The organism is Actinomyces lilanjuaniae, from assembly GCF_003606385.1.
GTDB lineage: Bacteria > Actinomycetota > Actinomycetes > Actinomycetales > Actinomycetaceae > Actinomyces > Actinomyces lilanjuaniae.
Genome location: NZ_CP032514.1, coordinates 2620778 through 2639044, shown reverse-complemented (window position 1 = coordinate 2639044; position 18267 = coordinate 2620778). Strand labels below are relative to the sequence as shown.

Genomic DNA, 18267 nt, shown 5'->3' with positions numbered 1-18267 from the left:
CTGTGAGCCCCAGGAGAGCAGATCGGTCGTGGCCGCCCGCTGACGCTGTCGAGCCCCTGGCCCTGCCGGTTACGGACAACCACGCCCACCTGCCCGTGCCCTCGGACGCGAGTGTGCCTGGTGGTTCTGAGCCGTTGCGTGCTGACGAGCTGGTGGACAGGGCGCGGGCGGTCGGGGTGACCAGGATCATCACCTCGGCCTGTGAGGTGCCGTCCTGGGAGTCCTCGCTGTCCCTGGCTCGGGACCTGGCGGGTGTACGGGTGGCGCTTGCTGTCCACCCCAATGAGGCCGTGGCCCACGCGGGCGTGCGCGAGGTCGGCCCTGACGGCCTGGAGCCGCGTACCAGCGTGCACCACGACGAGCCGCTGGACGACGTCCTGGCCCGGCTGGAGCGGGTTGTGCGTGACCACCGAGACCTCGTGGTGGCGATCGGGGAGACCGGTCTGGACTACTTCCGCACCGGTCCGCGAGGAGCGCAGGCCCAGAAGGAGGCCTTTCGTGCCCACGTCGCCTTAGCCAAGGACCTCGACCTCCCGCTGCAGGTTCATGACCGTGATGCGCACGAGGACTGCGTGTCACTCCTCCTGGCCGACGGGCCTCCCCGACGTACGGTCTTCCACTGCTTCTCCGGTGGGACACCGCTGGCGGCAGCCTGTGCGGACAACGGGTGGTACGTCTCGGTCGCGGGTCCGGTGACCTATCCCTCCAATGGGTGGCTGCGTGAGGCGTTGGCCACTGTCCCGGCGGAGCTGCTGCTGGTGGAGACCGATGCGCCCTACCTCCCGCCCCGGCAGTGGCGTGGTCGTCCCAACGCCTCCTACCTCATAGGTGCCACGGTGCGCTGTCTGGCCGAGCTGCGGGGCGGCGACGAGCAGCGCACCTGCCAGCGCCTCCAGGACACGACCCGGCTCGTCTACGGCACGTGGCCGGAGGCGGTGGGCTGAGTCGCAGATTCCTTCTGTCAATGCCTTCGGTGCCCCGCGCCTGCGTCTGGGACGTCGGTACCGACGCTGCTACCAGCCTCAGCCGCCTCCCCCGTTCCGTAGGCGCTGTCGGTGTGCTATCAGCAGCGCTGTCAGTGTCCTGCCAGCCGCGTTTCAGGGCTGGGCCAGTTGAGACCTGCACCGTTTCTGTCGCACGTGAGCGGGAGGCGGGATGTGAGCAGATACATTGTCGTTTCCGCTGTTTGTCCGCTACCGTGGCCCGAGTTCGTCGAGCAAAGGAAGTCATATCGTGGGTCGTCACTGTCAGACAAGCTCTCTGAACACCACCCTGGTGGAGCTCGGTGCCCTGGCCTCCAGAGGCCTGACTCCCGACAGCGGGCGCGGCAGGCGGCGTGCCGAGGGTCCTGCGAGCACCCCCTTCGCTCCCATGCTCTTCCGCGCCGGCGGCGTGGCCGCCGCCCTGTCGATCGCCGTCTCCGGTGGCGCGTACGCGGCTGTCTCCTCCCAGGGTGAGGAGGGCACCTCTTCCGACGGCGCCTTCGGTGCCCTGGGTGCGGAGGCGCCGACGCCCGCGGAGCAGGGGGGCGGTCAGGCCACTGTCGTGGAGGGGTCTGGTGCTGAGGTGTCGACGGTGACGGAGGAGGCTACTGAGGCCCACGGGACCGTGGAGCAGGAGACGGGTGACCTGCCTGAGGGTGAGAGGCGGGTGGTGACCGAGGGTGCTGACGGGGTGGTGCGTACGGTCTACCAGGTGACGACTGTTGACGGTGAGGAGGTCTCGCGCCAGGCGGTGTCCTCGGTGGTGGTCTCGGAGAAGGTCGATGAGGTGGTCCAGGTCGGCACCGGCGCGCAGCAGCCAGCCGAGCCCGCTGACTCGGCTGCGGACTCCTCTTCCAGTGACTCCTCCTCCAACGGGGACGGAGAGGCCGGGGACGTGCAGGTGGCTGCGGGCGCAGGGACCGACCCGGCCAGTGCCCAGGCGGTCGCCAAGTCGATGATGGCTGGCTATGGCTGGGACGACGCGGAGTTCTCCTGCCTGGTCAGCCTGTGGAACCGCGAGTCCAGCTGGAACTACCAGGCTCAGAACCCCTCCTCGGGTGCCTACGGCATCCCGCAGGCCCTTCCGGGTTCCAAGATGGCGGAGACGGGCTCCGACTGGCAGACCAACCCGGTGACTCAGATCACCTGGGGGCTCGGATACATCTCTGGCCGATACGGCACGCCCTGCTCCGCCTGGGCGCACTCGGAGTCCGTCGGCTGGTACTGACGGGGGTGCTGCGCCCGGGCTCCACGGGTTGCTCCTCCGGGGCCGGTCAACTACGGTGAGCTCCACCGCCAACGAGAATGAGGGAGGGCCTCGTGGGTCGTCACCTGAAGAGCACGTCCGAGAACGACAGTCCTGACGGCCCGGACGCAGCCGTGGGCTCGGCGGCGAGTCGGCGTTCCGCCCGGCTGCGTGCGGGTGCTGCTGCGGCCGCCCTGGCCCTGGCTCTGTCCGGCGGCGCCTATGCTGCCGTACGGGCGGCCTCCGACGGGTCGTCAGGGCAGGACACCTCGGTGGCGGCGCTGGGTGGAGAGGCTCACCCCACCACCGCCCAGGGAGAGGGCGTCGTCGTGGAGGGGTCTGGTGCTGAGGTGTCGACGGTGACGGAGGAGGTTACTGAGGCCCACGGGACCGTGGAGCAGGAGACGGGTGACCTGCCTGAGGGTGAGAGGCGGGTGGTGACCGAGGGTGCTGACGGGGTGGTGCGTACGGTCTACCAGGTGACGACTGTTGACGGTGAGGAGGTCTCGCGCCAGGCGGTGTCCTCGGTGGTGGTCTCGGAGAAGGTCGATGAGGTGGTCCAGGTCGGCACCGGCGCGCAGCAGGCAGCCGAGCCCACCGCGTCCGCCTCGGAGGGGCCTCGTCGCAGGAGCCGCCCTCCGGGCAGGAGAGCGAGGCGCCCCAGGAGCAGCCCTCAGACACCAGCAGCACGCAGGAGGGGGCTCGCAGGACTCCGACTCCGGGGAGGAGGCCTCCCCGGGTCGTCTGGTTCCCCGGACGCAGGCTCTGACGACGTCTGGGCGGCGCTGGCACAGTGCGAGTCCGGGGGTGACCCGACGACAAACACCGGCAACGGCTACTACGGGATGTACCAGTTCTCGTTGAGCACATGGCAGGCCTATGGCGGCTCCGGCCTGCCCTCAGAGGCCTCCGCTGCCGAGCAGACTGCTGTTGCCAAGCGGCTCCAGGCGGCGGCCGGGTGGGGCCAGTGGCCCCACTGCGCCGCTCAGCTGGGACTGCTCTGACCACGAGCGTGCCAGGGCTCGGGAGGGGTTGCCAGGAGACGGCGCACGTGAAGCGGCGTGTCAGCCAGCAATCCGGTCAGCACGCGGAGGGGCTCCTCGGGCCGTCGCAGGTCCGCAGCCTGTGCCGCGACCTGGGGGTCCGTCCCGCCAAGGCCCTGGGGCAGAACTTCGTCCACGACGCCGGTACCGTGCGCCGCATCGTGCGTACTGCCGACGTGCGGGAGGGGGAGGTGGTTCTTGAGGTAGGACCGGGACTGGGGTCCTTGACCCTGGCTCTTCTGGAGGCGGGTGCGCAGGTGATCGCCGTTGAGGTTGACCCTGTGCTGGCTGGGGCGCTGCCGCAGACTGTGGACAGCCACATGCCATGGGCGTCCCACAAGTTGGAGGTCGTGACGATGGATGCGCTGACCCTGAGCGGGCCAGAACAGCTGGGAGGCCTCCTGCCGAGCCGGATGGTGGCCAACCTGCCTTACAACGTGGCGGTTCCCGTCCTGCTCACCGCCCTGGCATGTCTGCCGAGTCTGGAGACGCTGACAGTCATGGTCCAGGCGGAGGTTGCTGACCGCCTCGCCGCCCTCCCAGGGTCGCGCACCTACGGCGCCCCGAGCGCCAAGGCCGCCTGGTATGCCTCGGTCCGTCGTGCAGGAGCCGTGGCTCGAGGCGTCTTTTGGCCGGTTCCCCGTGTCGACTCCGCGCTGGTCCACTTGCGACGACGGGAGCCTCCGGGTACCTGTGCCTCCCGCGAGGAGGTCTTCGCCGTCATCGATGCTGCTTTTGCGCAGCGTCGCAAGACGCTGAGGCAGGCGCTGGCTCCCCTGGCGGGCAGCGCCGCCGGTGCCGAGTCGGCTCTTCGATCTGCCGGTATCGCCCCTGGAGACCGTGGTGAGCGGCTTGACGTGACGGCCTTTGCTGCCGTGGCCGAGCAGCTGCGCCGTGTCGGTGAGGAGCGTCCATGAGCCACCTGCGTCCTGTCTCCGGTCCGACGGGGTCCTGTCCCGTCCGCTCGGGCTCTGCCACCTCTGTACGGGTGGAGGCGCCGGGAAAGGTCAACTTGTTCCTGTCTGTGGGAGCGCCCGGGAAGGACGGCTACCACCCGCTGGTGACTGTCTTCCAGGCGGTGCGCCTGATCGAGACGGTCACCGCCCGGCGCCAGTCGAGGCAGGCCCACGGAAGGGTGAGCCTGGTCCTGGAGGAGCCTGACGCCACGGTTCCTACTGACCACTCTAACCTGGCTGTGCGGGCCGCTGACCTCCTGGCCGAGGCGACGGGGGTGACTGAGGGGGTTGACCTCCTGCTGCGCAAGCGGGTCCCTGTGGCCGGAGGTATGGCTGGAGGCTCGGCGGACGCGGCGGCGGCGCTGGTGGCCTGCAACGCGTTGTGGGGCACGGGCCTGGACGTCTCCGAGCTGACGGCTCTGGCAGCCCGCCTCGGCGCGGACGTCCCCTTCCCGCTCATCGGGGCGACGGCGATCGGTCGTGGTCGAGGCGATACGGTGGCCCCTGTGATGACCCGTGGCACCTTCCAGTGGGTGCTTGGCCTCCAGCAGGAGGGCCTGTCCACCCCAGCGGTCTTCGCGCGCTTCGACGAGCTGAGCGCTGCTGCCGGTACCCGCCCTGTAGCCGAGGAGGTTCCCGGTCCTCTCACCGCGGCGCTGCGCAGCGGGGATCCTGTCGCCCTGGCGGCTACCATGCACAACGACCTCCAGGACGCCGTGGTAGACCTGCGCCCCGAGCTCGCTGAGGTGATCAGGGTGGCCCAGGAAGCCGGTGCCCTACGTGCCGTCGTCTCCGGGGCGGGACCGACAGTGGCGGCGCTCGTTCGTGACGCCGGTGCTGCGCAGCGGGTCCACCGTGCGCTGCGCGCCTCCGGCCTGTGCTCGCGGGTGCTGCGTACCGACGCCCCGGTGGCCGGCGCACGGGTGGTGGGCTGATGGCGCACCTGCTGGGCACCGAGGAGCTGGAGATCTCCGTCGGGGGACGACGGCTGCTGGAGTCGGTCACGCTGGGGGTGGACGACGGCACGCGCGTCGGTGTCCTGGGGCCTAACGGTGCGGGCAAGTCCACGCTCCTGGCGGTCCTGGCCGGCAGGCGTGAGCCTGAGGCGGGACGCGTGACCCGGGCCGGGGACGTGGAGCTGGTCATGCTCAGCCAGGCGGACTCCCTGGCGCCAGGCACGACAGTGCGCCAGGCGGTCCACGGCAGCGCACCGGACTACGAGTGGGCCTCACGGCCCTCAGCGCGCGATATCCACGCGGGGCTGCTGGCGGGTCTGGACCTGGACATGGAGGTGGACAGGCTCTCAGGAGGGCAGCGGCGTCGTGTCGCCCTGGCCGCCGTGCTGGCCTCTCAGGCTGATGTCGTCATCCTGGACGAGCCGACCAATCACCTCGACGTGGAGGGGGTCAGCTGGCTGGCCCGTCACCTTGGCAACCGCTTTGCCCCCGGGGGCAGGCACCGTGGGGGCCTGGTGGTCGTCACCCACGACCGTTGGTTCCTGGACGCGGTGTGCACCAGCATCTGGGACGTCGTTCCCGGTAGCGACCCGGTGGGAGACAGAGTGCAGGTCCCCGGGCATATTCAGACCTATGACGGAGGGTACGGCGCCTACGTCCTGGCACGTGCGCAACGGGAGCAGCAGGCTGCTGCCGCCGCCGCCCGGCGAAGGAGCCTGCTGCGCAAGGAGCTGGCCTGGCTGCGCCGCGGGGCGCCGGCCCGCACCTCCAAGCCTCGTTTCCGCACGGAGGCTGCCGAGGCCCTCATCGCTGACGAGCCGCCGCCCGAGACTCCGTGCAGCTGACGGCCATGGCCTCGGCCAGGCTGGGCAGGAAGGTCGTCAACCTGGAGAGTGTCAGCCTCAGCTACCCAGGCCCAGGAGGGGGCACTCGGAGCGGGGGAGCCTGATGACAGGAACCGTGTCCTGCACCAGGTGACGTGGCGCCTGGCGCCCGGTGAGCGGGTCGGCGTCGTCGGGGCCAACGGTGCCGGGAAAACGACGCTGCTGCGGCTGCTGGAGGGCGTTCAGCAGCCGGACCAGGGTAGCGTCGAGCGTGGCAAGACCGTCCAGGTCGCAGTACTGTCGCAGTCTACCCACGAGCTTGACGCCCTGGCTGACATGACGGTGGTGGAGGCGGCGGCCTCCGTTGGTGAACGAGTAGTGGTCCCAGGCAGCGGGGGCTCAGGCAGGGAGCTGTCCGCCTCCCAGCTCGTTGAGCGCCTGGGCTTTACGCGGCGACGTGCTTGGACCCGGGTGCGTGACCTCAGCGGTGGGGAGCGTAGGCGGCTTCAGCTGCTCCGGCTCCTCATGGCCGAGCCCAACGTGCTCCTGCTGGACGAGCCCACCAATGACCTGGACACCGACACCCTGACTGCTGTGGAGGACGTTCTCGACTCCTTCCCGGGCACTCTGGTCGTTGTCTCCCACGACCGCTACCTTCTGGAGCGTGTGACTGACCACCAGGTAGCCCTCCTGGGGACGGGTCGCTGCGTAGCCTTCCCGGAGGGGTAGAGCAGTACCTGGAGCTGCGTCGCCAGGCTGCCGGGACCCAGGACGGCTCGCGTAAGGCTTCTCGTGGGCAGGCGGGCGACCCCGTGACGGTGGCGGTCGGGCTAGCGCCCCGGGGGAGGTGACGCGGGTGGCTCGGGAGACTCGGAGGCACCTGGCAAGGAGGTTCTCAGCGGTGCCCGCCGTCGTGAGATGAGCAAGAGGTTGGCCCGCGTCGAGCGCAGGCTGGAGGCGACGGCCGCTGACGTCGAGCGGCTAGGTGCGCGGATGGCTGAGCTTGCCTACGACGCCTCCTGCGGGAAGGAGCTGGCCGAGCTGGGCAGGCAGCTGACCCAGGCGGAGGAGGAGCGGGCCGCCCTGGAGGAGGAGTGGCTGGAGACGGCGCAGGCCCTGGAGGGGGAGGAGTGAGCAGCGAGACCCGGCTGGTGCGGGAGACTGTGGGAGGTGGAGGGCAGCTCCTGCTGAGACACAGACTGTGCTGAGACACAGAGTCGGCAGGGTGACCAGGGTGGCGGCGAGGCACAGACAGGACTAGACGGGCGCGACCTGGCGGGCCAGCTCGACGAGGTCGTCAAGGTGGGGTTCGATGGTGTCCACGCTGGCGCCCCACAGCCGCATCACCAGGTCTACCGGAACCGTCGGCAGGCCTGCCAGCCGGAGCACCAGCGCTCCCTGCGTGGGGCCTGTGCCGTCCCCAAAGGCTGAGAACCCCGCCATGTCGTGACCTGGGCGAAGCCGGACCGGCTCGGCCTGCGGCAGCATCTGGGCGATGATCGTGCGCTGGGTGGTGCGGCGTCCCTCCTTGGACCCGTCGTCCCTGGCAATCTCCAGGCTGAGGTCGACCATGAAGGGGGGCTTGGCGACGTCGTCTATGTGCATGAGACGGGCAAAACGCCCCTGACGCTCCATGGCCTGGAGCTCCTCCAGCAGCGACTCCAGCTCCGAGCGCCACTGCGGCCCGGTGACGCCCAGGTAGGCGCTGCGGTGCCTCGCCTCCTCCCGCGCCCATCCCGGGGGCGGGAAAGGCGGGATGATCACCCAGTACTGGGGATCAGGCGTGACAGCGATCTGCACGTCGTGCTCCTTCCGAGACCTGTGGTCCGACACAATGTAGTCGCCTAGATGTCTACGATGGCTGTCTTATGGGAGACCGAGGGCCGCACGTGACGATGGTGCCAGCCTCGACGGGCAGGCGGGCTGTCCGAGCGCTCGTAGATACGGGGCTGCTTCTCACAGTCTTTGCGGTGACTGTGCACCATGGCATCTTATTCGCTCTTGGCGCCACTGTGGCTCTTATGGCTGTGATGACTCTCATGACGGGGTTGACAGGCGCCTCCCCTGGGGGACTGGTGACCGGGACCCGCCGTCGTCGGATCGCCTCCCAGGGCGCGGTTCCGGGCTGGGCCGCAGCGGCGTATACGGGCTTTGTCCTGCTGGCTGCTGTTCCCACCGGCGGAGTCGCCGTGCTGGTCCTGTGGCTAACTGCACTACGGGGCGGAGGCAGGTCGTGGTTTGACCGCATGGCCGGCACGGTCCTTATCTCCTCGCGAGCAGTCTCGACCAGCCTGTGCACGCTGCTCCTTGACGGGGAGGCCGTCGCGGTGAGCGGTCCGCTGGTGCTGGGGCGCCAGCCCGTGCCACTCGAGTCCCACCCGCAGGCGCGGCTCGTGGCGGTTCTGCGCGGCGACGACTCGGTGTCAAAGACCCACCTCCTGGTCCGTCCTGGTGCCGACGGCGTCCTCATGACGGACCTTGGGTCCACCAACGGCACCTACGTGGAGGACTCGCAGGGTGCTCACCGTCTATCTCCTGGACAAGAGGAGTACGTGCGACGTGGTCGCCAGGCATACTTGGGTGACGGAGTGTGCGTCGTCCGCTGAGGAGAAAGATATGACTGATAGTACGGATAGGCTTGCATGGTGGGCTGAGGGATCGTGGACGGGCGTCGCTACAGCTCGCGCGGTGATGCTCCTGTCCCCCACGGTGCCTCAGGACCTCACGGAGCGTCTGTGGCGGTTGCTGCGCAGCGAGGAGGCGTCGCTGACCCAGGCCCTGGACGAGCTTGTCATCGGCATGGGGGGGCGCCTGGGCTCGATTCCTGACTTTGCGCTCGCGGTCTCTGCGCCGGATGACATGATGCACGTGGCGCTGCGGGGCTCTGCCCGGCTGGAGGTTGACGGCCAGGCCCTCGACGCCTCCAGCGTCACCACCTGGCTGGAGACGGCTTATGCCTCCCCGAGGTCGGTGGTGGCGCGCTCGCCTGAGCGGTCCGGCTCCGTCTACCGCCCGGCTGCTGACGCTGTGGTGGTTGCGGGGCTCTTGCGCTTGGCGGTGACGGTGACCGTGGGCCGGATGGCTCTGGCGGCGAGCCGGGGCAGGCAGCTTCCGGTGCCGGGGAGCAGGACGACGACGCCGACCCTGAGCGAGCCCCCGCTGACCGGCTCCGGCGCAGGCCCAGGGCTGTCTCCGACCAGTCCTCCTCCCGGTCCTCCGGCCGGCCTGTCGACCTCGGTAGCCGCAGTGCCGGTGCGGCCCTGGCTCCCGACGGTCTGGGCGCTGCCCCGCAGGACGAGCAGGACACCGGTACGGCCCAGGAGACACCTGGGACAGGGGGAGAGGCTGGTCGGGCGACACAGGCGCCCGTCCCCTCCCTCGGTAGCGGCGGTACGGCGGAGGTGCCTGCCCAGAGGCAGACCGGTACTAGCTTGGCGGACTCGGACTCAGGGGGGCCGGGGGAGTCGGCGAACTCAGCGGATGTAGCCGACTCAGCAGCGCAGGGTGCTGATCGCGACGCAGGCTATGATCCTGCCCGCCGCTCCGTTCATGATCGTGACCACGGTCCTGGCCATGATGTGGAGCACGGCACCGGCAGCAGCGTCCCGGTCCAGAACGGACCGCGGACGTGGGCTGAGACCTGGACCGGGGAGTGGACCGGTGCGATGCGACGCCTGGTCAGGTCGCAGACCCCTGGTGACTCGGATGCTCTGCCCGCAGAGGGTGAGGACGGCAGGCTGGGCTGGGTCCGGCCTGGTGTCTCACCTGCCGTGTCTGAGGAGGCTCCCGCGACGGCGGCGACTCCCCCGGACGCGGCTCTTCTGTCTGCGGCTCGTGTCGCCGCGGACTTGCCTGGCGCTGGTGACGGTCAGGGTGAGGAGCAGGCCGGTGGCCCCGACGGTGACGTTGACGACCGCGGTGACGACCGCGGTGACGACCGTGGTGACGACCGTGGTGACGACCGTTCTGACGACGGTGCTGGCAGCGGTCTTGATGAGGTCGCCGATGGCGGTGTGGACCACGGTGCTGGTGGCGCTCTTGACGGCTCTGCTGCTGCTCCTGCTGCCTCAGGCGGTGACTCCGACACTGGCCCTGACGGTGGCCCCACCGGTGGCTTCGAGGGCGAGCCCGGGGCTGACTTCGAGGGCGAGCCCGGGGCTGACTTCGAGGGTGGCTCCGAGGAGCACAGCAGCGTCGGCTCCCCGGCCGACGCTGCTGCCGGGGAGCATGCCGGGGACCATGACGGGAGCACGGTCTCCAGCATTCCCGAAGACCTCTCGCACCGGCTGCGCGATGAGCTGGTCGGCCAGGACGAGCCTATGCCGCAGCCTCGTTCCAGCACCTGGGCCGAGTCAGGGAGAGAAGAGCCCCTCTCAGCAGGCTCCGTGTCCCAGGGGGAGGCGGCCCCCCGGGTCGCCAGGGCGAGACCCTTCGGTGACCACGACGGCCACACCGTCTCGGGCCTGCCCGAGGACCTGGTCGGTGAGCTGATCTCCCTGGTGGGGGGCGACGTGCACGGACCGGGTGCCGCGGCCCCGGTGGTTGCGGCCCCGGAGCCCGCACCAGCCCCGGAGCCGGAGTCGGCCTCAGTACGTGTGGTGCTGTCGGCCGTGTGCGGCAACGGGCACCCCAACCCGACGAACTACACGACCTGCAGGCAGTGCGGCGCGGACCTCAACCGTCCGGCCAAGTCGGTGGCCTGCCCACCTCTGGGACGCCTCACCACCTCCTCCGGGGAGTCGATCGACCTGGACCGTCCTGTCCTGGTGGGGCGTAGCCCAGCGCCGGCAGACGTCCCCACCAGCAGTGACGTCCCGGTACGCGTGCTGACAGTTCCCAGCCCCAACCAGCTGGTCTCGCGAAACCACGTCCTCATTGACCTCGATGCCTGGAGCGTGCTCGCCCAGGACCTGGGCAACTGCAACGGCACTGTCCTTGTCAGAGAGGGGGAGGCCCCGGTACGCCTGTCCTCCTCCGCCCCGGTGCTGCTGCGCAGCGGTGACGTGCTTGATGTCGGCGACGGGCAGGTCCTCACCTTTGCGAACCTGCCCTGATGCTGGGCCAGGAGACGACGCCTCCCGTTATTGCCGGCTTCACCTACCTAGGTGTCCTCGGCTCCGGGGGGTACTCGACGGTCTACCTCTTTGAGCAGCAGATGCCGCGTCGTGAGGTGGCCGTCAAGGTCATGAACGCCGACGTGGCGGACAGGAGCGCCAGCCGCTTCGAGTCCGAGGCCAACCTCATGGCCCGGGTCTCCTCCCACCCGGCTATCCTGTCGATCTACGGTGCTGGTGTGTCAGCCGACGGTCATCCCTTCCTGGTGATGGAGTACTGCCCTCCTCCGACGCTGGGGGCTATCCTGCGTCAGGGTGCCCTGAACGTCGCTGAGACGCTGTCAACCGCTATCCAGGTCGCGGGCGCGGTGGAGACCGCGCACCGCGCCGGGATCGTCCACCGTGATATCAAGCCCGCTAATATCCTGTTCACCACCTACCGGCGTCCGGTGCTCTCGGACTTCGGGATCTCCGTGATGAGCGGCCCGGGGGGGACTGAGGAGCTCAGAGGGATGAGTGTGCCCTGGGCACCACCGGAGCAGCTGGTCGGGATCAGGTCGGCAAGTCCCGCCTCTGACGTCTACTCCCTCGGCGCGACAACCTTTGCCATGCTGACCGGGCACAGCCCCTTTGAGGTCGGCGGTGTGCCCGACGTCTATGAGCTGTCCCGGCGCATCGTCAAGGACCCGTTGCCTCCCCTGGGGCGCCAGGACGCCCCGCCTTCCCTGCACCGGGTCCTGTCCGTCGCGATGGACAAGAGCCCGCAGGCCCGTTACCCCACAGCCCTGGCCCTTGCGCGTGCTCTCCAGCAGGTCCAGGCCGAGCTTGACCTGCCGGTGACGACTGTCGACCTGTTTCAGGAGGCCGATGCCGCGACCGCACGTCCTCCCCGTCCCGAGGAGGACGACGAAGCCACCAACATGGGGGTCTTCAGCCAGGTCCACAGGACGAGCGACGGGCTGACGGTCCGGGTGGATCCCGACGACGTCGCACAGCCCGGCGCCGTCTCGGGGACTGTCGGCGGGCAGACCCACGCGGCGAGACGCCGGGAGGCGGGCAGCCCTGTCGGCCGCTCTCGTGAGAGCAGGCTGCGCGCGGTCGTGGGGCTGGTCCTGGCCGTGGTTCTTGTCGCCGTTGTCGTCGGTGTGGTCCTGGTCGCCCGGGACCGGGAGAACCGCGGGCAGTCAGCCTCCTTCGAGACGATAGCGCCGCCTGCTGGGGCCGCCGACCCGCTGGGCAGTGGTGTCCCCTCGCCTGCCGACGTGAGCGGAACCGCCAACAAAGACGGCACAGTCACCTTCTCCTGGGACCCGCCGTACGAGGAATGGGGTGGTGGCTACCTCGTCCGGGAGATCGTCCCGGACGAGGACACCGCTGTGGAGTCCACCAGGGACACCTCGGTGGTGGTGGAGGCACGTCCCGGGCAGACGTGCGTGGAGGTCTCCAGTCTGCGGCAGGACGGAAAGGCGTCCCCGGCCGTTACCGCCTGTGTCGTCTCCTGAGGTGCTGCTGCCAGAGTACAGGCACCTTGGACCGACGGGACTGCAGGGCGCCGGGTCCAGGCAGCAGAGACGTCGTAGGACGACAACAGGGCCTTGTGCTGTCCTACGACGCCTCTGCTGCTCTTCCGCTGCTCCGCGGTGTTGTGCGCCGGTCTAGCTGGCGACTTCGACGCGGAAGCCGATGCGCCCGAAGAACACGGTCTCTCCCTCGTGCGCAGCCAGGGCTACGTCGGGAACTGCCTGGACGGTGGACCCGTCCCTGCGTTCCACCTTGGTGCCGTTGGTGGAATGCAGATCAGTCACCCACACACCGTCCAGCAGGGGAAAGATCGCGGCGTGCGTCTTGGAGACCGACCGTGTGGGGTCCGTCAGCGCGATGCGCTCTGCGCCGGGGTAGGAAGAGATATTGTCGGGGTCACGGCCGATGACGGTCGGTTCCTCGACGACAAGTGGCTCGCCACCTAGCTGCGGGACGAGGCGTACTGACAGTGAGGGGCTGAGTGATCCGTGGTGACGTGTGCCGTGCGAGGTCGTGGCTGGCGCCCCGGGCGCGGCCTGGGGCGGCGTCGAGGCGGTGCCTGAGACGGGCGCGGGCGGGTGCGCGGCCCGCAGTTCTGGTACCTCAATGGTGGGAGGTGCGACGGGCTGTTGCGTCGTCCGGGAAGCCGGGGCAGGGGACTGCCCGCTGGAGACGGGCGCGGCTGGCGCGGCACCGGCGGGGGACGGGACCCCCTGGGGGTCGAGAAGGTTGATCGCTGAGCCCGCTGAGGTCCCCGAGGAGGAGTGCTCCGGGGCGGCCGGGCTCTCCGCGATAGCGGTGCGGACCGTGTCGGGAAGGCTGTCCATCGTGGTGGAGTCGAGCACGGTTGGGACCGAGGACCAGGGGACTGAGTCGATGAGTGCCTGGGCCGTGCGCCCGTCGGCGGGCACGGCCCTGGTCGTGTCCGAGGTGCTGGAGAGCTGTGCGGCATGGGTGGCTTGGTCTCTAGGGTCTCCCGTGGGGAAGCTGGGTTCCCTCCGCGGCTGGTACGCGGCGTGCACCCCGCTGGCCGGCTCTACGCCGGGGTCGGCAGAAGGACTGTGAGAGCTGGTGGCTGAGGCGGTTGGTGACTGGTTCGACCGGGACTGTGCCCTGTGCGGTGGTTCTTCCATCGGCGAAGATGGTACGTCGTTCGCAGTGGGCGCGCCTGTGCTGGCGGGTGCGTCCGATAGAGCCCTGGAGGGGTGGTCTCTAACGGTGCCAGCCGCCGCAGCCTCCGACGGGCGCGCGGGGGCTGAGACGGCCCGCAGATGGGGGGTGGTCGTGAGCGTGCTGGGTGGGGACGCGGCAGCCCTGGCAGTGGCTGACGCCCCCGGGTGTGTGGGCGCCTGGTAGAGGGGGCGGTCGGAGGCTGCCTCCGACGGTGCTCCCTGCCCCGCTAGTTCTCCCGGCTCTGTGCCCGCCTGGGGCGTCACGCTGCCCGCCTGGGGCGTCACGCTGTGGCCAGTATGCTGGTCGGTATCCGCGGGTGCTGGCTGTGCTTGGGTACGGGGCACGGACAGTGCTGTCAGGCCTGAGATGCGGTCGTGCCAGCCACGGTGCTGTGGGTCCTCGTTCACTGAGCGAATGAGAAATATCACGCCAAGACCCAGGGTCGCGGCGGTGACCACGACCGTCAGGTCGGTGTAAATGAACACGCCCAGGGGCGAGGGGGCCATGGTCCTGGCGTCAACCAGACGTACCCTCATGACCCGGCCTCCCAGGGACCAGCCGGTACGGGCTAGCAGAAGACCGCGCGCCGCAATGACTATGACGAGTGCCACTATACTGCTGAGTGGAAGCGACCTTCCCGCGGCCAGGTGGAGCAGGACGCTGAGCAGGACCACGGCGCTGAGGTCGACAGCCACGTCGATGGCTCCAGCCGCCAGACGTGCGCGCGCAGGGGCAGGGCGCGCCAGCAGGGGCGGGTCGTCCGGGCTACCTCGGGAAGGCAGAGAGCTCGTCGTCATGATCGGTACCTCCTGAGGGACGTCGACGAGGAGTCCGTCCGGCCGGGTGCACGAGCGACCGCAGGGACAGCCGAGCCTGGAGCCTGCCCAGCCGCGAGCGGTCCGCACCCATAGCACGGATGATCGCGTCGCAGGAGCTCCACAGCTCCCCTAGAGCGTACGACGTCGGATCGCCTGGGCCGAACACCTGGGTGTCCACGGCGTTGGCGAATGTCGGCAGGTCAGCCTGGGGAAAGTGGGGGTCGAGCTCGTAGGCCGTCTCCCGGCGGGTCGCGCCCCAGGAAGGAGCGCTCCCCAGGTCGCGCGCCCGGTCCACCAGCTCTTCCCAGGAGCCCAGGGCCGAGCCCACGCCGCTCCGGCGTCGGCGTCTGAGCCGACGTAGGACCTTCCATCCCAGGACGGCTCCCGCCGCTGCTACCAGCCCCAGGACAGAGGCAGCCGCGAGGAGGAGACCCCGTGGCAGTCCTGGGTCCTGCTCCTCCTCCGAGCCGTCGTTGTCAGGGTCCTCGTAGGACGGGGGAAGCTCGGCGGGGTCCTCCTCCGGCAGCGGGGGCTGGAGGACCTGGGGCTCAGGGTTGGAGACCTTCTGCGTCGTCTGCTGCTGGGGGACCTGGTCGCGGTCGGGGGTGACGTCGACGGCGACCCAGCCCAGGGACTCGAAGGGGACCTCGACCCAGGCGCTGATGTCGGCCCCGGTGACCGTCGTGGCGTCCCCGTCCGTGGACGGGTTGAATCCCATGACGACCCGGGCAGGAATTCCCAGGGACCGGCACAGGAGCATCATGAGGACGGAGTACTGCTCGTCGTCACCTACCAGGGACTCCGCCTCCACCATGGAGGCGATCCGTGCCGCGCCGTGCCCGGGGGAGGAGGGGCTCTGGGATCCGTCAGAGTAGTAGCTGGTGCGCAGTCGCTGCTGGAGGGCGCGCACCTGGGTCAGCGGGTCGGACGCGGTGCCGACGATCTCCGCCGCGAGCGCCACGACCGAGGAGGGGACCTGCTCCACCGGTCCCAGGGAGACCTGCGCCAGGGAGTCCGTGCTCATCTGGCTCTCGGATGGCGGGGCGTAGGGGCGGACCGTCTCGGCCAGGACGTCGCCCTCGACCAATCCGGCCGTGAGCACCCCGGTGGCGGAGAAGGCGTCGTAGTACAGGCTCTCGCTGAGCTCAGCCTGGCGGGGGCCGGAGACCTCGATCTGCTCCGTGGCTGACACCGTGGGAACCCAGGGGAAGGAGTATCCCCGAACTGACAGGGTGACCTCCTGGGTCCCTCCCGGGGAGGTCGGTGCCGGGTAGGGTGTCGGTGCCGAGCCGCTGAGGGAGGTCCGAGCGCCCACGCGCTGAAAGCGCGACGCTCCCCAGGGCTCTCCCGATACGGGCTGCCAGGCCGTCGTAGGAGTCGAGGGCGGCGATACGCACACGGACGCCCTCCGGGGCTCCTGACAGGGTCAGGAGCTCGGTGTCTGCCAGGTCTGTCTCGATGCTGCGCACCAGGGACAGGGGGGTGGCGTACTCGCTGAGGCTCAGGGGAGGTTCGAGGACATCGCGCAGGACCGTCCGTGCCGTAGGGGCCACGGGGTTGACGACAAGGACCAGGCTGAGGGCGCTCACGGTTGTCGTCACCGCCAGGGCCGCCCCGCGGCGGGTGGCCCTGGACATGGCCACGGGGGCCGAGGCGGAGGGGGCGCCGTCGGGACGGCCGGAGCCGGTGGTGTCGCTGAGGGCCTCTTCCACGCGCAGGCGGCGGCGTCTCAGGGAGGCTGCTGACCACAGCAGGAGAAGCCCGGCTGCCAGGGCGGGACCCAGCAGCCTGGGGGCGACCGGGGAGTGCCCGCCCCAGGCGATCGCGACCAGCGGTACCACCATGGCGACCGGTCCTGCGAGGACGTCGCGGCCGGACAGGAGCAGACGGGTTGACAGCCCGGAGAGGCTCAGACAGGTCAGCCAGGGCAGGACGGTCATTGCTGTGAAGGAGCCCAGGGGCAGCGGCAGGCTCAGGGAGTCTCGCCACACGGTCACGCTTGCCGTCACGACGTTGAGGACCGCCTCGCGCCCGGTGCCGACGTCGGGCAGCAGCCACGGGGCCACGACGACGTGGACGACCGCCAGGGCTGCCATGGTCGGCAGCGCCGTGAGTCGCAGGGCGGAGCAGGCCAGGACGGTGGCGGTCCCTGCTCCGAGTCCGTACAGGGCAGCCAGGTAGCCCGAGGCCCCGCCGAAGACGGGCAGGAAGGGAAGGGAACCCACTGCCAGGAGCGCGGTGGCCAGCAGCACCTCCAGCACGGCTGTCGCGCGCCCGGGGGGCTCGGGCCCTGTCTGGAGGTCCTGGAAGCGGCGGTTGGGCAGAGGTCGCCGTGAGGAGGAGGGGGCCGGTAGCAGGGGGAGCCTGCGTGCGGAAGGCGTCGTCTCCTCCTCGCGCGTCGTGTCACGCGGGGCGAGTAGCGGGCTCATGCCGCCTTCCTCAGCGCAGTGGGGAGCTGCTCGAGCCGGTCGAGGTCCACTACTGGAAGGTCTCCTGCGTGCAGCCTGGACAGCTGGCGCTGCCCGGTGCGCAGCGCCAGCATGGACACCGAGGGAGGGACCAGGGAGCGGGCTGCGGCCAGGACGGCCCGTGAGGTCTCCTGACCAGTGACTAGAACCACGACAGAGGCTTCGGGGGAGGTGGCGTAGCCATGCCTGGCCAGGTCGTCACAAGTTCCCGTCGCCTCGTGCGTCTCCAGGAGGCAGGAGGCGTCCAGCAGCCGCAGCGGCGAGGCTGTGGGCAGGGAGGTGTCCTGAGTGAGTAGACGGACCTGCCTGCCGTCCCTGAGGCCGTCGACCGCCAGGGAGCAGGCCACTGACACCGCCGTCTCAAAGTCCTCCTCGCCCGCGTAGTCCTGCGCCCGGACTGACAGCAGGACCAGGAGGCTGGACCTGCGGGTCTCCTCGAACTGTCGCACCATGAGGCGGCCGGTCCTCGCCGTGGTAGGCCAGTGGACGTGGCGCCGGTCGTCTCCGGCGACGTAGTCGCGCAGAGCGTGGAAGGAGACGTCGGAGCTGGACAGGTCCTGAGTGACCGCACCCTCAATGTCTCGCAGCGTCCCGTGCAGGACCGCTCCCAGACGCAGCGTGCGAGGGTGGATGTGGACCGTCTGGGCTGTGGTGCGGGTGCGCTCCAGGTGGAGCAGGCCCACCGGGTCGCGGGCCACCGATACCACCGGTCCCACGACCACGACTCCACGACTCCGGGTCGGAAGGACGAATCCCCTGTCGTGGCTGCCTCCCGGAGGCAGGACGGGGACCACGAACACGGCTCTGCCCGCGCCCACGGGCATCTCCATACGGGTGGGCAGGAGAGGGCGGGAGCGTGTGCTGGTCACGGTCACGCGCACGAGGGCATAGTCGCCGACCGTGACATAGGGGTCCAGCAAGGAGTGTGTGACGCTGTGGCTCCCGCGGGGGAGCAGCCACAGCCCGGCGCTCAGGACGACTGCGCCCAGGACGGCTGCGGCCCCCCAGGCCTCCTGCCAGCCCGGGTGGGCTCCTAGAAGAAGGCAGCAGGCCAGCACTGCCAGGCACGCCCAGCCGACTGGGCTGAGGACACCCAGGAGTCTGGAGAGGTGACGGGCCGGTGTCCTCAGGACAGACGTGACAGGCAGGCGCGGTCTGGGGTCCTGGGGCCTACTGGTCGGGACGGAGGAGGGTGTGGTGCCAGCAGGGCTGCCGGGTCCGGGAG

Annotated in this window: 14 protein-coding genes and 1 pseudogene; 10 read left to right on the top strand and 5 right to left on the bottom strand. The window is 69.9% G+C overall.

What is annotated here, in order from left to right; all coding sequences use genetic code 11:
• Positions 1 to 2 precede the first annotated feature (2 nt).
• From D5R93_RS11275 to D5R93_RS14595, 6 genes and pseudogenes are all read left to right on the top strand, one after another.
• Complete coding sequence (locus tag D5R93_RS11275; protein WP_120205315.1) at positions 3 to 944, top strand: TatD family hydrolase; 942 nt, start codon at positions 3 to 5, stop codon at positions 942 to 944.
• A gap of 289 nt (positions 945 to 1233) precedes the next feature.
• On the top strand, positions 1234 to 2211 hold the full coding sequence (locus D5R93_RS11270) for a G5 domain-containing protein (protein WP_120205312.1): 978 nt from the start codon (positions 1234 to 1236) through the stop codon (positions 2209 to 2211).
• A gap of 92 nt (positions 2212 to 2303) precedes the next feature.
• A complete protein-coding gene (locus D5R93_RS14315; RefSeq protein ID WP_162933946.1) occupies positions 2304 to 3233 on the top strand; it encodes a resuscitation-promoting factor in 930 nt (309 codons plus the stop codon).
• A gap of 47 nt (positions 3234 to 3280) precedes the next feature.
• Complete coding sequence (rsmA, locus tag D5R93_RS11260; RefSeq protein ID WP_243106754.1) at positions 3281 to 4189, top strand: 16S rRNA (adenine(1518)-N(6)/adenine(1519)-N(6))-dimethyltransferase RsmA; 909 nt, start codon at positions 3281 to 3283, stop codon at positions 4187 to 4189.
• On the top strand, positions 4186 to 5163 hold the full coding sequence (locus D5R93_RS11255; RefSeq protein ID WP_120205303.1) for a 4-(cytidine 5'-diphospho)-2-C-methyl-D-erythritol kinase: 978 nt from the start codon (positions 4186 to 4188) through the stop codon (positions 5161 to 5163). The genes rsmA and D5R93_RS11255 overlap by 4 nt, the downstream gene beginning before the upstream one ends.
• Positions 5163 to 7142: pseudogene (locus D5R93_RS14595) on the top strand (ABC-F family ATP-binding cassette domain-containing protein). Before D5R93_RS11255 ends, D5R93_RS14595 begins: the two are co-directional and overlap by 1 nt.
• 123 nt (positions 7143 to 7265) lie before the next feature.
• On the opposite strand, the gene D5R93_RS11245 reads toward D5R93_RS14595, so the two are convergent.
• Entirely contained in the window at positions 7266 to 7808 is a 543-nt protein-coding gene (locus D5R93_RS11245; protein WP_119837167.1) for a hypothetical protein, read from the bottom strand.
• A 170-nt stretch (positions 7809 to 7978) separates the two neighbouring features.
• On the opposite strand from D5R93_RS11245, the gene D5R93_RS11240 reads away from it, so the two are divergent.
• The 4 genes from D5R93_RS11240 (at position 7979) to D5R93_RS11225 (ending at position 12564) form a co-directional block, all read left to right on the top strand.
• Positions 7979 to 8614 (top strand): FHA domain-containing protein, encoded by a 636-nt coding sequence (locus tag D5R93_RS11240; RefSeq protein WP_243106753.1) that lies wholly within the window; start codon positions 7979 to 7981, stop codon positions 8612 to 8614.
• Positions 8615 to 8624: 10 nt separating this feature from the next.
• On the top strand, positions 8625 to 9494 hold the full coding sequence (locus tag D5R93_RS11235; RefSeq protein WP_162933945.1) for a hypothetical protein: 870 nt from the start codon (positions 8625 to 8627) through the stop codon (positions 9492 to 9494).
• A 179-nt stretch (positions 9495 to 9673) separates the two neighbouring features.
• Entirely contained in the window at positions 9674 to 11062 is a 1389-nt protein-coding gene (locus D5R93_RS11230) for an FHA domain-containing protein (RefSeq protein ID WP_120206049.1), read from the top strand.
• The gene (locus tag D5R93_RS11225; RefSeq protein WP_119837168.1) at positions 11062 to 12564 is read left to right on the top strand and encodes a protein kinase domain-containing protein; all 1503 of its coding nucleotides are present in this window, start codon (positions 11062 to 11064) and stop codon (positions 12562 to 12564) included. Before D5R93_RS11230 ends, D5R93_RS11225 begins: the two co-directional genes overlap by 1 nt.
• A 153-nt stretch (positions 12565 to 12717) precedes the next feature.
• Here D5R93_RS11225 and D5R93_RS11220 read toward each other — a convergent pair whose 3' ends face one another.
• From D5R93_RS11220 to D5R93_RS11210, 4 genes are read right to left on the bottom strand one after another with little or no spacing between them, the layout of a single operon-like run.
• Positions 12718 to 14553 carry an RDD family protein gene (locus D5R93_RS11220; protein ID WP_120205299.1) on the bottom strand — a complete coding sequence of 612 codons (1836 nt, stop codon included), beginning with the start codon at positions 14551 to 14553 and terminating at the stop codon, positions 12718 to 12720.
• Complete coding sequence (locus D5R93_RS14310; protein ID WP_243106752.1) at positions 14522 to 15766, bottom strand: transglutaminase-like domain-containing protein; 1245 nt, start codon at positions 15764 to 15766, stop codon at positions 14522 to 14524. Before D5R93_RS14310 ends, D5R93_RS11220 begins: the two co-directional genes overlap by 32 nt.
• Positions 15720 to 17003, bottom strand: coding sequence for a hypothetical protein (locus tag D5R93_RS14305; RefSeq protein WP_243106751.1), 1284 nt, complete (start codon positions 17001 to 17003; stop codon positions 15720 to 15722). Before D5R93_RS14305 ends, D5R93_RS14310 begins: the two co-directional genes overlap by 47 nt.
• Complete coding sequence (locus D5R93_RS11210; RefSeq protein WP_243106749.1) at positions 17000 to 17962, bottom strand: DUF58 domain-containing protein; 963 nt, start codon at positions 17960 to 17962, stop codon at positions 17000 to 17002. Before D5R93_RS11210 ends, D5R93_RS14305 begins: the two co-directional genes overlap by 4 nt.
• Between the last annotated feature and the right edge of the window lie 305 nt (positions 17963 to 18267).